General features: G+C 62.4%; 13 protein-coding genes and 1 pseudogene. 8 read left to right on the forward strand and 6 right to left on the reverse strand.

What is annotated here, in order from left to right:
* Positions 1 to 212: 212 nt before the first annotated feature.
* From U5S82_17015 to U5S82_17030, 4 genes are all read right to left on the reverse strand, one after another.
* Complete coding sequence (locus tag U5S82_17015) at positions 213 to 1,040, reverse strand: restriction endonuclease (GenBank protein MDZ7753296.1); 828 nt, start codon at positions 1,038 to 1,040, stop codon at positions 213 to 215.
* A gap of 355 nt (positions 1,041 to 1,395) precedes the next feature.
* Positions 1,396 to 1,974, reverse strand: coding sequence for a PIN domain-containing protein (locus U5S82_17020; GenBank protein MDZ7753297.1), 579 nt, complete (start codon positions 1,972 to 1,974; stop codon positions 1,396 to 1,398).
* A gap of 685 nt (positions 1,975 to 2,659) precedes the next feature.
* Complete coding sequence (locus U5S82_17025; GenBank protein ID MDZ7753298.1) at positions 2,660 to 2,965, reverse strand: HigA family addiction module antitoxin; 306 nt, start codon at positions 2,963 to 2,965, stop codon at positions 2,660 to 2,662.
* A 37-nt stretch (positions 2,966 to 3,002) separates the two neighbouring features.
* A complete protein-coding gene (locus U5S82_17030) occupies positions 3,003 to 3,293 on the reverse strand; it encodes a type II toxin-antitoxin system RelE/ParE family toxin (protein MDZ7753299.1) in 291 nt (96 codons plus the stop codon).
* A 436-nt stretch (positions 3,294 to 3,729) separates the two neighbouring features.
* Between U5S82_17030 and U5S82_17035 the strand changes: the two genes are divergently transcribed.
* From U5S82_17035 to U5S82_17070, 8 genes and pseudogenes are all read left to right on the forward strand, one after another.
* Positions 3,730 to 4,152 (forward strand): DUF4277 domain-containing protein, encoded by a 423-nt coding sequence (locus U5S82_17035; protein ID MDZ7753300.1) that lies wholly within the window; start codon positions 3,730 to 3,732, stop codon positions 4,150 to 4,152.
* Between the two features lie 317 nt (positions 4,153 to 4,469).
* Positions 4,470 to 4,979: a hypothetical protein gene (locus U5S82_17040; protein ID MDZ7753301.1), complete on the forward strand. Its 510-nt coding sequence runs from the start codon at positions 4,470 to 4,472 to the stop codon at positions 4,977 to 4,979.
* A 46-nt stretch (positions 4,980 to 5,025) separates the two neighbouring features.
* The gene (locus U5S82_17045) at positions 5,026 to 6,372 is read left to right on the forward strand and encodes a DDE-type integrase/transposase/recombinase (GenBank protein ID MDZ7753302.1); all 1,347 of its coding nucleotides are present in this window, start codon (positions 5,026 to 5,028) and stop codon (positions 6,370 to 6,372) included.
* Positions 6,372 to 7,172 carry an AAA family ATPase gene (locus U5S82_17050; protein ID MDZ7753303.1) on the forward strand — a complete coding sequence of 267 codons (801 nt, stop codon included), beginning with the start codon at positions 6,372 to 6,374 and terminating at the stop codon, positions 7,170 to 7,172. The genes U5S82_17045 and U5S82_17050 overlap by 1 nt, the downstream gene beginning before the upstream one ends.
* Entirely contained in the window at positions 7,169 to 7,354 is a 186-nt protein-coding gene (locus tag U5S82_17055; protein ID MDZ7753304.1) for a hypothetical protein, read from the forward strand. The genes U5S82_17050 and U5S82_17055 overlap by 4 nt, the downstream gene beginning before the upstream one ends.
* Positions 7,355 to 7,553: 199 nt before the next feature.
* Positions 7,554 to 8,795: pseudogene (locus U5S82_17060) on the forward strand (IS1634 family transposase).
* Between the two features lie 926 nt (positions 8,796 to 9,721).
* The gene (locus tag U5S82_17065; protein ID MDZ7753305.1) at positions 9,722 to 10,261 is read left to right on the forward strand and encodes a hypothetical protein; all 540 of its coding nucleotides are present in this window, start codon (positions 9,722 to 9,724) and stop codon (positions 10,259 to 10,261) included.
* A gap of 6 nt (positions 10,262 to 10,267) precedes the next feature.
* A complete protein-coding gene (locus tag U5S82_17070; GenBank protein ID MDZ7753306.1) occupies positions 10,268 to 11,410 on the forward strand; it encodes a permease in 1,143 nt (380 codons plus the stop codon).
* Here U5S82_17070 and dctP read toward each other — a convergent pair.
* Both dctP and U5S82_17080 read right to left on the reverse strand, forming a co-directional pair.
* The gene (gene dctP / locus U5S82_17075; GenBank protein ID MDZ7753307.1) at positions 11,297 to 12,418 is read right to left on the reverse strand and encodes a TRAP transporter substrate-binding protein DctP; all 1,122 of its coding nucleotides are present in this window, start codon (positions 12,416 to 12,418) and stop codon (positions 11,297 to 11,299) included. The two genes, U5S82_17070 and dctP, sit on opposite strands and share 114 nt — an antisense overlap.
* Before the next feature lie 148 nt (positions 12,419 to 12,566).
* Complete coding sequence (locus U5S82_17080) at positions 12,567 to 13,634, reverse strand: hypothetical protein (protein MDZ7753308.1); 1,068 nt, start codon at positions 13,632 to 13,634, stop codon at positions 12,567 to 12,569.
* Between the last annotated feature and the right edge of the window lie 214 nt (positions 13,635 to 13,848).

Below are 13,848 nucleotides of genomic sequence, written 5' to 3' on the forward strand. Positions count from 1 at the left end.
TCCATCCCCTCACGGCTTGGCGCCGAGAGGTTTCGCTAATAGAAGAAGCGAGCGCATTTGAGAATACTGTTCCTTCAGCATTTCATGAACTGCTGAATTGTTTCTTTTCTGGCCAAGCAAAACCCCACGGTACAGGTAACGCGCGCGGTGACGCGGCTACTGTACCTGTATGAGCGACTGCCGCCCGCGCTGCTTTCAAGGCCGTTTGCCCGCTAGGCTTGACGTGTCCCTCTGCACTGCGGGAAACGCGTACAGCCCAAGAACGTGAAGCCCGCGTTTGCACCTTTCTTGGCGGTCCTCAGGACCATCTCGCTTCCGCACTTCGGGCACCTGGAGGCGGTCCCCGGCGCGCCTGTGTCAAGGATATGGGAGGGGCTTATCCAGGAGGCCACCCCGAGCATCCGCCCGAGACCGTCACCCTCGATGATGGTGAGGTTCCGGCCCTCGGCAAACGCCTTTCCCTCCGTCGTGACTTTTCCGGAGGTCACGAGGAAGCCTCCCACTGCGCCCTTAGCGGTCATAGCACCGAACAACTCCCGCACGACGGGTACCCCCACTTTGAGCGCTCTCCAGTGCTTGCACTGAACCAAGTAGGACTCGCCATCCTTTCTCAGGACCAGATCCACGCCGCCATCCGGGCCGCCACCCCCGTTCTCGGCCACGTTGTAACCTTGCTGCCGGAAGGCTTCGCCGATCAGGCGCTCAAAGTCTTGCCAGGATAGGTCTCGAACCGCCTGGAGGGAGGAGGCCGCCTCCAGAACCTTCTTGCTGCGGCGACGCTTGAGAAAGGAGGCAACCGCGGCGAAGGCAAATATGGTTGGTAGGGCGTACTGGCCGATGCCGGCAACAACCCGGAGTAGGCTCGAGCCCGCCGCGTGACCAATATCCGCCGCGTCCTTGGGCGAAACCATGTCCGAGGGCCCAGCCAGGGCATGTAGGAAAGCGTAGGAGAAGCCAGCAAGCAACACGCCTGCCCACCAGGGGAGAGACGCCGTCACCTCGAACAGGTCGTTGATAAGCGAGTTCTTTCGTCTACCCACCTTACGGAGCCTCCTTGGTGCTTCTCCTGACGTCCTGTGCGGCACCTTGTGGCCGTGAACCGTACTTGCAGGGCTAGTCTAGCTCAGGGCTTCAGACGGGGTGGTCAGTCGCATCCTTGCCTTACTTACCGGCCCTGGTGGTGGTGGTGGGCGGAGAGATCGAGACCAATTCCCTCGCCGTTGCGCCAATTTACAGAAACGACCGCCGTAGTGTACTCCGCACATTCAGGGGCTGCACTGTCGGGTGACCAGGGGCTATCCGTGGCAGCTCCATTTTGTCGTTTTCTGACGATATTCTCAGGGGGGCAAATGGGGGAAGCAAACCCATAACGTTGAGTTCCGCGGCACAGAACTGTTAACGCTTAAATTCATACGTTACATCTGACCCCGATTCACGAATTATTGTGGCTTTCTTGAGTTCTTCGTAGTACACGATCGGCTCTTTACCATTAAGTAACTGCGCACATTGCGATTTGATCCAATTGATCAACTTGGCTTTCTTTCGGGGCCGTTTTCGACCATCCATCGGCCCCAGCCTTTCCACGATCAGGGTGGAACATGGTGACAACTGCGGCAGCGCCTTCGCTTTGTCGACCTGTTTCGTAGGAACGCGCTTGCACTTTCTCCCGAGGCCCTTCAAATGATTGACTAGACCATTGAAACCAGCATCGTTTGTTATGATGTGAAATTCTACGAGTTTATCGGCGGTCTCGTGCAATCGCCCAAGGTGGAACGCCATATGGAAATCGAGATTGTTTGGCCCCATTGTATTTAGCGCAATTATTTCAAGCGTGCAGAAACCTGCGCCCGAAACCTCGCCTAGCTTCAATTTCGTGTTTTTTGGACCAAGAAAGACAAACACTCGTTGGTACTTGCCAAGATCAATTGCTTCAAGCGATCCCGTATTTTCGTAATCGACGAATCCCCATTGCATTCCAGGCACCTTTCCTTTTTGGCGTTAACGGAGAAATATGCAGCTGGCTCTGATATTGCAATGTACGGTGGAAAATGTAATGGAATGTAACATTTGCATATGGCCAGGGTCCCTCATGAGCGGAGATTTTAGCTGAATAAGGGCGCAAGGCCAGATTTCGCAAGTAGAAGAAGCGAGCGCATCTGGGAATCCTGTTCCTTCAGAATTTCATGAACTGCTGATATCTTTCGCTCTTGGAATTAGCGAAACACGGGAATGGTGTCCGCTATCGGCCAGAAAGAGACGTTCGCCGGTCTCGGGAATCAGGATTCAGAATTCTTTACGGGCTTGGTGCCGGGAACGGGTGCTCCCGGCCATGAGCGGGCACTCGAGCCGAGACCGCGAGCGGCAGCGATTGCGGGTCAACGGACACCAATGGGGCGAAGAGTAGACGCTCGCCAACCGCCCGAACTGACTGACCGCACAGGGCGCATCGCGCCAGGCTTTTCGATGCTGGGCGCTGGGCATGGGTCCGATCGGGTCGACTGGGCCGCGCACGGGTGCTCCAGCTGGCGGTAGTAGACGGCTTTGCAAGAGGCTGGCGCACAGCACCAAGAGACGTGGGCGAGTGCCGCGGGTTGCACCTGTGCAACCTTTAGAGGAGGCGCAGAGCTGTGCCTCGGGATGAGGCGCTCCCCGCAGGGGTTCAGGCCGTTTGAGCAGGCCGGATTTCGTCCAGCGCAGCCCCGGCCAAGTGCATCGCATCCCAGAGGTCTACCGCCTGTTGGAGGTTTAGCCAGAATTCGGGCTCGGTCCGCGTGAACCTCGCGAGGCGGAGCGCGGTATCGGGGGTCACGGCGCGCTTGCCCCTGACAATCTCGTTCATGCGCGGAAAGGAAATGTGAAGGCGAGCCGCCGCGTCCTTCTGCGTGATCCCGAGTGGAAGCAGGAAATCTTCCAGAAAGACTTCGCCCGGGAGGGTTGGACGGCGGTTTTTCGGCAGACGGCGCATGGGGTGGATCCTCCGACGGTCTTCTGCACCCTTGGGTTCAGTGGTAATCGACGATCTCGACATCTTCGGCCCCGGCTTCGGTCCAGCGAAAGCAGACGCGGTACTGGTCGTTGATCCGGATCGAGTGCTGTCCGGATCGATCGCCCTTCAGTTTCTCGAGGCGCAGGCCGGGAAGCGACAGGGACTGCAGGGACACGGCGGAGTTCAGGCGGTCCAAAACCTTGGCACCACGGGCCTGAAGGTTCGGCGGCAGGGTTCGCCGCGCCGCATTCGAATCCTCGCCATCGAAAATATCCTCAGTACCCTTGCCGCGGAATGAAACGATCACGCGTTTACCTCGGCGTAGGACGGTCGCTATTTACGGTTCACGGAAAGCATAATACAGAAGCCACGGCTTCGCCAAGCGCATCGTGGGTGTCCCGGAAAAGATGAATCCGCCTCACCTAACATGCAGCGCCCCAGACTGCCTGCTTTGGCAAACGTTGCTGCCGCTGCCGCACGCGAGCTCAGCGCCCGCTTCGGGTCGAATGCAGACACACTCATCCTGATACAACTTACATTTCGCGCCCCGCGACGAAGTTTTTCCGAATTACTTGGTTGGCGCGAAGACCCATGAATGTAGGGTGGATGGTGCATGGATTTGTGTGGCAACTCAATGGCTTGTCGATCAAATCTCGTTATGGCCCGATCAAATTTTTTGAGTAGGCAAGGGCGCGGGGAAGCGGCACGCTATGGGCTCAAACCAACGCCTGTGCCCATAGCCGATGAACGATCTCGATACCCGGACCCAACAAGTTGATGCGATGCCGCTGCTCAAGCACGCCATGCAGGAACTCCAGCTCTATGCGCTGTTCGACAAGTACGTCCCCAATGACACGAATGCCGAAATCGCACCAGCGCAGGTGCTGTGCATGGTGCTCACGAACATCCTGCACGCCCCGACGCCGCTGTACCACATCCCACAGTGGCTGGAGCCCTTTACGGATGGATTGGGCGAGCCGGGAACGCAGGCGCAGAAGTACAACGACGACCGCAGCGCGCGGGTGCTCGACAAGCTATTCGAGGCCGATCGGGGCTCACTGCTCACGGAGCTGAGCGCACGGGTCATCGAGGTCCACCAGCTCGAAACCGAGCGCTGGCACAACGACACCACCAGGGTGACCCTCACGTGTTGTTTCGCAGATTAAAGCGTTGGATACCAGTCGGATCTTCTCGGTTTGTCCCGCTGGTGAAGCCTCTGGTCAGAGAGAGTATTCCGGGAAGTCGTCGGGCAGGGGTGTCGCCGGTGGATGTTGAGGCTTTCGCTGATCGGGGCAGAGCCGGTAATCTCTACTTACCGATAAGTGAGAAGAAAGGAAAAGGCCCGCGCGGTGACAGCCGCCGGGCCGTGGCCGGTGCAGCTTCGATTCCAAACGGGGCACACCAGCGAGGATTACGTTAACCGCCAAGCCTGGCGGGAGGCAAGTCTCTCCGCTGCCCAAACCATCCTCGTGGTGGTTGCTCGTTGGCCCGCCACGGCACCTACGAGCGCAAGACGCCGGCGGGGACACGAATCGCCCGCTGGTACTGCCCTGAGAGTCACACCACCTTCAGTCTGTTGCCGGACCATCTGGCGGCACGGCTGCCCGGTACGCTCAACGAGCTGGAACACGTGGTGGCCGTCGCCGAGCAGGCGCCGAGCATGGAAGCGGCGGCAAGCACCTTGCGCCTGGATATCGAGCTGCCGGGGGCGCTGCGCTGGATACGCCGGCGCATTGTCTTGGTGCACCGTTTCTTGCTCATCGTCATCGCTCTTCTGCCTGACCAACTGGCCGGCTGCCTCGCGACCGTCACTCACCTTCGTGGCCATCTCGGCCATGAGACCGTGCTGATGGCGCTGCGTGCTTCGGCGGCCCGGCAGCTGCCTCAACTGCCGACGCCGGTGGGGTTTTGTCCCCGGGCAACCGCCCACGGTGATCCCAATTTGGCCACCCAACAACCCCTGGGGCCTGATCCGCCGCGTTCTCCGCCGTAACGTCTCCTCTCCCGGGCCCAAGGGCTCATAACCGAGAGAAGATCCGATGACTGATCCTGATGATGACCACCGCCAGGCGGTGGCCCTGTTCCGCTACGGCCTGATCGCCGACCTCGTACACTGGCCCCCGGGCAGTGCCGGCATCACCGAGCGGCTGCGCGCCAAGGCAGACAAGGACTATGTGATCCCCGGCAGCCGTCGCTCCCGCGTGGCCGCCGAGACGATCCGCGACTGGCTCAAGCACTATCGGCGCGGCGGCTTCGACGCGCTGTTGCCCAAGCCACGGGCCGATCGGGGGCAGCCCCGGCGACTGCCCGACTCCGTGGCCGAAGCGCTGTGCGCCATCAAAGAGGGGCATCCGAAGCTGTCAGTGCGCGCAGTGATCAAACACGCACGCGAGCAGGGCCTGGTCCCGGCCGAGCAGCCGTTGCCCGCCTCCACCGTGCACCGTCTGTTCACCCGCGAAGGGCTCATGGTCAAGAAGACCGATGCACCCATCGGCACCGATCGGCGGCGCTTCGCCTTCCAGTACGCCGACGAGCTGTGGATGAGCGATGTGATGCATGGCATCACCGCCGCTGATGGGCGGGGCCGGCGCAGAAAGACCTATCTCATCGCCTTCATCGATGACGCCACCCGCGTCATCCCCTATGCGGCCTTCGCCTTCGCCGAAAACACCGGCGCCTTCCTGCCGGTGTTCAAGCAGGCTCTCATCCGCCGCGGGATCCCCCAGCGCCTTTACGTCGACAACGGCGCCAACTACCGCTCCCGCCAACTCGCCCTCGTCTGCGCCAGGCTCGGCACGGCGCTGATCCACGCCCGACCCCATCAACCTCAGGGGAAGGGCAAAATCGAACGCTGGTTCCGCACCGTCCGAGCACAGCTGCTCACCCAGCTCACCGCTGAGGATACGGTGAGCCTCGAGGCCCTCAACCGACGCCTGTGGGCCTTCATCGAGGGCGAGTATCACCACACCCCGCACCGCGGCCTCGACGGCAAAACGCCCCTCGAACAGTGGGCCCTGGTCGGCGATCAGATCCGCTTCCCCGATCCCGGCCTCGATGCGCTGTTCCTCTGCGAGACCAAGCGCCGGGTCATGAACGACCGCACCGTGAGCCTGAACGGCCACGTCTATGAGGTCGACGCCGTGCTCGTCGGCGAGACCGTGACCTTACAGTACGACCCCGCCGTGCCGCCCACCCGGCCCCTGACCGTGGTCCATAAAGGCCAGCCGGCAGGACAGGCCACGCCGCTCGATGCCTATGCCAACACCACCGTGCGCCGCGACCGGCCCTCCTGGCGCCTCGACACCGATACCCCAGCCTCCGAACCGCACCCGTCGCGTCTCACCCTCGGGGCCTTCGACAACCCGCACAATGAGGAGAACGACTAATGTATCTGCGCCACTTCGCGTTCACTCGCTTCCCCTTCGAGAATACCCTCGAGGCCGATGAACTCTATGCCTCCACCGCCCGCCGCGAGGCCGAGGCCCGGCTCACGCACCTCATCGATCTGCGCGGCATCGGCCTGCTGACCGGCGAGGTCGGCTCCGGCAAAACCACCGTCTGCCGGCACGTCACCGCCGGACTCCATCCCGGCCTGTACCGCGTCTATTACGTCTCCCTGTCCACCGGCAACGTGCTCGATATGTACAAGTCCATCGCCTGGGAACTCGGCCTGCCCACGGAGCGGTCCCGCGCTACCGCCTACCGCGCCATCCGCGTCGAGATCACCCGCCTGGTGCAGGAGGCCAAGCAGCTGCCCGTGTTGATCGTCGACGAGGCGCAGCACCTACGCAATGACGTGCTCGAGGATCTGCGCCTCTTGACCAGCTACGCCATGGATGCCGACAACCGCCTGTGCCTGCTGCTGGTCGGGCTCACCGAGCTGCGCCGACGCCTCGCCATGGCCGTGCACGAGTCGTTGAGCCAGCGACTGGTGGTGCGCCACCACCTCCCCGGCCTCTCGCGCGACGAACTCGATGACTATCTCATTCACCGCCTGCGCCTCGCCGGCGCCGAGGCCCCCATCTTCACCCCACCCGCAACCGAGGCCCTGTTCCAGGCCTCGCGCGGGCTTCCGCGCAAGGTCAACCGCATCGCCCACTACGCCCTCACTGCCGCCGCGCTGGACAACCAACACCACGTCACCGAGACCCACCTCCAGACAGCGCTCGACGAGCTGCAACCGTGAGACACCACACCACCATGAACGACGACGATCAGACCCTGCCCGACCACCTCTCCGACGAGGCCGCCGCTCAGATGGTTGACCTCCTCTACGCCATCGCCCAGACCCTCGAAAACCGCTACTTCGCCGAGATCACGCGCTACTACCAGAACACCAATCCCAGACAGCCCGACCTCTGGGACTGAATCCCAGTCTTTCCCAACCGCAACCGCCGCCACAAGCGGCGCCCATCTCGCCAGACCTCCAGCTTCTTCTCATCCTATCCTGCCCGCGCTCTTCCACCGGAGCGCTCAAACCGAGAAAACTGCAGCCTACTCGCTCGGAATAAACCGGGAAATTACTGGTGGAATAATTTGAGATACAACACTCACGGGCGCCTATGAGACCCCCGATCCCGATGCGCTCATCCCCCGCCACGGCTACAACAAAGACCACCGGCCAGACTGCAAGCAGATCGTCTTCGGCCTGAACGTCACCGCCGACGGCCATGTGCCACTGCTGGCGCAGTGGTACGACGGCAACCGCAGCGATGTCACCACCCATCAGACCAACTGGCAGGCGCTACGCCAGCTGCTCGGCCGCAGCGACTTCATCTACGTCGCCGACAGCAAGCTCTGCGCCCAGGACAACCTCGACCGCATCGCCGAACACGGCGGGCAGTTCATCACGATCATGCCCCGGAACTTCAAGCCCGTCACCGCCTTCCTCGAGCAGATCCGCGAGGGCACCGACATCCCCTGGCAACAGCAGCTGAGCCGCCCCAATCCGCGCAAGAAAGGCGACGAACAACACTACCGCCTGTTCCAGGCCCCGCAGCCCTGGCAGGGCCATCGCATCGTGTGGGTCCACTCCGAGAGCAAGGCCGCCCTGGAACGGGGCAATCGCGACCGGACCCTCGACAAGGCCGAACAGGCGCTGACCGAGCTGGCCGGCAAGCTCGGCCGGCATCGACTCAAGTCCCGGCAGGCCATCGAAAAGGCCGTGGACAAGGCGCTCGGCAGTGCCCATCCCTACATCGACGCGCAGCTGAGCGAGCACCACCACAGCGAAAGGGTGAAAGTCGGCCCGGGACGCCCCGGCCCCAACAGCCGGTACGAAACCCGCGAGCACGTCACCTTCGAGCTGCACTGGCAGCGCAACGACCGCGCCATCGCCGCCGCCCGGCGCACCGACGGACTGTTCCCGCTGCTGCACAATACCGACCTGTCTCCTGAGGAAGTCTTTCTCGCCTACAAGGACCAACCCCATCTGGAGAAGCGCTTCAGCGCCGGCAAGACTGTCTTGCAGGTCGCCCCGGTATTTCTCAAAAATAACCGGCGCATCGAGGCCATGCTCCTGATATGGTTCGTCGCCTTGATGCTGCTGAGCCTCATCGAACGCAAAATCCGGGCCCAGATGCATGAGCACAATATCGAGGCGCTACCCATTCGCTCCTCACGGCTGAAAACCAAGGCGCCGACCTGGCGGGTGATCCGTCGTTTCTTCGAGGGCATCAACCTCAGCACGATCCTTCAAGATGGCAGCCCCATCCGCTCCACCCTTAAGGGGCTCACACCCTTGCACGAGCAGGTCCTGCAACTATTGGGGATCCCCGATAACGTCTATCGACAACTCCGCGACGGATAGTGGAACTTCGCTCCCTCATAACTCCCGGTACATCGATTACGCCAACGCTCCTTTGAAAATTCGTCCGAAATCCGAAATACGCAAACTCCTCAAATACCCGCGCGAAATGTAAGATACAAGGGGTTCGGAAATAGAAAAGGCGCAACCGTCCTGGGGCAATCCCCTAGGACCCAACCGCGACACGAAGGTAAAAGGTGCGCTTTTTGGAAAAGCCAACATCGCCACGAATGGAGTAGTCCACCCACCTCGAACAAGATCATCACCCACCGGGAAGTGACAATGATTGATTCCAAACCCACGCGGCGACATCGTGCCGAGCGCCACCGCCGCGGGCGCTGTTCGACGAGACAGGGTAAACCAGGATGACCTCGTTTTCGTTGTGCCATCAGCGGCGTGACAACGGCGCTGCCTGTCCGGAAAACCGGCGGGACGGGGAGAAGTGAACCGGCAAACCCGCCGTCGAATTTGGCTCGGGGAGCCGTGACGCGAATCGGTACGCTGATGGGCGAGCAGGCGCCGCCCACCGACGGCACGTGCCAATGTCGATAAGGCGAGACCGCCCGCTGCACGCCACAGAAAAGCTGGTCTATACTTATGGGCAACTCGGAGTTCAAAGTCGGGTTCTGGTAGCCCGGGCAAGGGCTGCAGGTCTTAGCGATGCTCCACTTATGTGCTTTATCCGCCCTACGCTTTGGACAGGGCCTGAACCCCCTAACTAAATAAGCCCCATCCGATCAGATCAGCCACACAAACGCCAATTCACGTCGTAATCTGGAGGCATCGGATGGAGCCAGGACAGCCGCATACTTTAATTCCCATTGCCGAAGAGGAGTGCGGCGCGGAAGTCATCGTCTTCCTTGAAGCAGTTGGCCTAGCATTACCAGAATGAATGACACCATTTTCTTCTCTCTCGAACTGCAGGGAAAGTGACAAAGCGCCTGCTCAAGCTCGCCGGGGTACTGCTGATAAGCACGTCACCGGTCCCCGGCGTAACCGCGCCGGAGCCCTCATTTCCCGACATCGCTCTGCCGGGGGAGGCGGTGCACGAGGCGCTCGAGGAGCCGGAGGCCACTAGGACAACCCCGGGACCCAAGCCTGCGGGCGAACCGGCAAACGGAGCGGCACCCGGTCTTGAGCGACTCCAGGATCTCAGCCTCCTCTCCCATGCGCTGGTGGACAAGGCCGCGTCGGGGTCGGCGCCTGCGCACGAGTTCCGTGTAGAGGCGCGCATGTATCGCGAGCTGTTGCGCCGGACGATGCTCAGTAACCGGGCGCGACCTGCCGAACGCCAACTCCCACGCGACCTCCTGCTTCACATGACCCGCATGTCTGCCCTCCTGCATGCGGCAGCCGACTGCAAGACGGGATTCGTCATCACCTGCCCAGCGGACCTCATGCTCCAGCTCAGGTCGCAGCAGGACAGGCTTGAAAAGGGTCTGGAGATGTACCAAAGGATCTTCGACTGAGAACCAATGGTGAGCCCGGCCTGGAACCAATTCGGCGGGACCATCTGGCAGATTCTCAGCGAGTCCTCCTTCTGGGTGATCGCCAGCCTGCTTGTCGGCGGACTGGTGCACGAGTTCCTCCCCTCCAGTCGCTTCCGCGCGCTGCTGAACCGCAAAGGCCGGTCGGCCATGGGCGGGGCGATCCTCTTCGGCGCCTTCCTACCCATCTGCAGCTGCGGGGTGATACCGCTCGCCATCAGCCTGTACCGATCGGGCGTGAGGCTCGGCCCCGTAATGGCATTCGCAGCAGCGACACCCATCATCAATCCCGCTGCCGTGATACTGTCCTACGCCCTCCTCGGCCCCCGCATCACCCTCGCCTACGTGGCCCTCGGCCTATTGCTCCCCTTCCTACTGGGCGTCATCGCCGAGCGCTGGGGAGATAGCCGCACCGGGCACGGTACACCCGCCGCCCCCGACTGCTGCAGCGCCACCCCGTCCTGCAGTGAGGAAATACCGCCGCGCCCGGTGGGACAACCGCCGGGCCGGCGAGTCACTGCCGCACTGCGCTGGGGCTTCCTGGACCTCGGGCCAACCATCGCCTTCTACATGGCCATCGGCGTGGTCCTGGCTGGGCTCATCGCTGCTTTCCTGCCGCCGACCTGGGTGGACAGCTACCTGCGGGAGAGCTCAGGCACCGCCCTGCTGGCGGCGGGGGTCCTGGGGGCCAGCATCTACGTCTGCGCGGTTGCGCACATACCGTTGGTAGCGAGCATCCTCGCCGCCGGCGCCGCACCCGGGATCTCCATCGTCTTCCTGGTCACGGGCACGGCCACGAATCTGCCGGAGCTCATCGCCCTCTACAACACGATAGGCCGTCGCACGGTTCTCCTGTACGCGGGATCGCTGATAACCGGCGCCATGGTCGCGGGCCTGCTGGTGAACGCTTGGCTGATGCCGGGTTTCGTGCCGGCTTTCGACCCCCTTAAGAGCCTTGAACTGATGGAGGCGGGAGAACGGCTCCAGCCCACGGTGGGCCGCATCCCGAGCCTGGTCTCAACGGGCCTGCTGGTGGCCTTGGCGAGCTACGGCACCTGGCGCTGGGTCACGGCGCGCATCCGCCGCCGCAGGGCCGCCTTCCGGCGGGACGACTCCTGCTGTTCCGACTGAGGCCAGCGCCACGATGGCTTCTCTCTCCTCCCGGTCGAGTACGGGGGAAAGCAGCTCGGCCGGATTCGGCAACGCCCCGCGGAATGCCCGGCGCTCCGCATCGTCCACCTCGAAGATGGACATGCCGGCTTCCTGCAACCGGACGAGGGCTGCCTCCTCGCGCCGGCGCGCATCTTCTCGCTGCCAGGCGGTGGTTTCACGCAGCGCCGCCCGGAGGCCGCGCCGTGCCTGCTCGTCCACCGCAACCCACTGGTCGTGGGGGCTCACCACTACCCATCCCTCGTAACGATGCCGGGACAGGGATACGGCCAAATGCGCGCGGAAAAGCTCCTCCCGCACAAGCTCTTGTAGGGTGGCGGCCCGGCTGGCAATCAAACACTCTCGCAGCACCGCCTCGCGGTCGCGGGGATTGATGCGCCGGGGATACGCCCGCCAGTGGTGGAACTGCCGCTCGGCGACGGGATCGGGACGGGTAAGCAGGAATTCGCGAATCCGAAGGTTGCGCACCCTGTCATAACGCTTCAGTCCCGACAGTACGTGCATGCCTTCGTCCCAGTAGGCGAGTATCTCCCAGCCCCGTTCTCGCGCCCGCGTCTCCAGGGCCGTTCCCAGGGCGCCGTCCACGGCCTCGTGAACCGCCTCTAACGAAGAATAGAGGAAGGGGAGTTCCAGGACCTCCAGCTCGGGCACCTGCGTCGCCAGGCTGCGGACAGGCATAAGGAAGAGATCCGGCAGCGACCCCGGCAAAACGGTGCGCGAAGCCGGTTGCACTGCTACCTCCACACCGTAGTCGGCCGCGTGGCGTACCAGGCGGCCGACGGCGGCCCAGGCCAAGTGGTCGTCATCGCGAGGCGCGACCACTGCCAGCTGGAGCTTAAGGGAGTCCTCCGCAACCTCCGCACTCCTCTCGGCCGGCGCGCCGGCGGTGGCGCCTGTCGCCGCCGCGAAAGACAACCATAGGCACAGGGGACCCAGCAGCAAAGCGTTGATAATCTTAGTGCCTACCATGCAGTCTGGGGATGTACCGTCGCGCCGAGCGCACAAGCGTCTGACACGGAGCGAGCCGGGGATGGACATGCGCCGGCCTCGGCGGGGCTGACAATGCCACGACGGCATTGCTCAGCGTTTTCCGGGGCTGCGAAACGCATTCACCTGATCAGCGCACGACCACGCCGCGCGGACCCTGCCCCACCGGGATACTCGCCACCTGGGTGTGGGACTCGCTGTCGACCACCACGAGTTCGTCGCGGCGGTTGCAGTTGACGAAGAAATAACGGCCGTCGTTGCTGAAGTCGCCCGTGCTCGCGAAGCACCTCTCCGGCAACTGGATGGAGTGGATGATCTGCAGGAAGGTGGAAGAGCTCTCGTCCACGTCCAGCACGTCAATGCGGCTCGCATCGTCCGGGTTCGATCCCGGCGTCGGGTCACCCCGCAGGATCAGGTAGGCGTACCGCCCGTCCGGGGTAAACTCGCTGGTCTGCGCATCGAGCCCCAGTCCGTCCGCACGGGTGAGCTTCTTCAAGTAAACCGGCCGCATCCCGGGGCTGTTCGGCAGGTGGCTGATGTCCCAGATGTCATAGGTGTTGTCACCTTCCAGGTTCTCCACCAGCACGATTCTGCCATTGGTCGTGGCCATGAAAGGCAGAACCTTCTCGTCCTGCTTCAAGGGCGGGGGCTGCACCTGGTGGATGATCTGCTTGGACGCTATGTCCACCACCGTCATGGACTCGCCACCCAGGTCCGGTTCTATGAAGAACCGCCCATCGGGCGTGATGGTGGCGTCACAGGGCCGTGCTGCCCCCCGGGTGGCAGTGGCCGGCGTCGCCGGGTCCAGATCGGGCACCGTGAGCGCCGTCAGGATAGTCCCGAAGGTAGGGCTATCGGGATCAGTATCGATTTCCTGGATGCGGTCCACCTCCCGCGCCGAGTTCCATGCCGTGCGCCCATCGGGCATGATGCCGATGAAGTTCGAGCCGCTGTCCGGTCTGCGCGGGACGTTGTAGGTATCCACCTCGACCACGTTGCCTTCCCGGTTAAGCGGGCTCAGGGACGCCTTGGCCTTGACGCCGATCACATGGCCGCTCAGGCCGGTCCACCACCATGCCGGGTGACCGTCGTACTGGTTGGCCGGCCAGCTCGTCCCGAAGCCTACATCCATGCGATCCTTCTCCCAGCAGCGTAGCGGCTTCTTTCCATTGGAGGTCACACAGCGGACCAGCGACAAGGTATTGTCGCCTCTATTGGAGACGAATACGTTGGACACCTCCGCTGAGGCAGGCACTGAAAAGGCGAGCGCGATGCTACCGACGAGGGTTGTCAGGGCTGTCTTCATCGGAAATCCTCCATATCGCTTTAGGCGGTTTAATTTATCCCGAGTTAAGTCTAAATATAGTAAATACATCGAATGGATGCCATTGGTCGGCAGTATGCTGAATCTA

Source organism: Gammaproteobacteria bacterium (assembly GCA_034522055.1).
In the GTDB taxonomy this organism is placed as follows: Bacteria; Pseudomonadota; Gammaproteobacteria; order JAABTG01; family JAABTG01; genus JAABTG01.

What these genes read in the sequence shown, in the direction of transcription:
- U5S82_17020 (MDZ7753297.1), bottom strand. Translation starts at nt 1,974, where the DNA reads ATGCAATGGGGATTCGTCGATTACGAAAATACGGGATCGCTTGAAGCA.
- U5S82_17025 (MDZ7753298.1), bottom strand. Translation starts at nt 2,965, where the DNA reads ATGCGCCGTCTGCCGAAAAACCGCCGTCCAACCCTCCCGGGCGAAGTC.
- U5S82_17035 (MDZ7753300.1), top strand. Translation starts at nt 3,730, where the DNA reads ATGAACGATCTCGATACCCGGACCCAACAAGTTGATGCGATGCCGCTG.
- U5S82_17045 (MDZ7753302.1), top strand. Translation starts at nt 5,026, where the DNA reads ATGACTGATCCTGATGATGACCACCGCCAGGCGGTGGCCCTGTTCCGC.
- U5S82_17050 (MDZ7753303.1), top strand. Translation starts at nt 6,372, where the DNA reads ATGTATCTGCGCCACTTCGCGTTCACTCGCTTCCCCTTCGAGAATACC.
- U5S82_17070 (MDZ7753306.1), top strand. Translation starts at nt 10,268, where the DNA reads ATGGTGAGCCCGGCCTGGAACCAATTCGGCGGGACCATCTGGCAGATT.
- dctP (MDZ7753307.1), bottom strand. Translation starts at nt 12,418, where the DNA reads ATGGTAGGCACTAAGATTATCAACGCTTTGCTGCTGGGTCCCCTGTGC.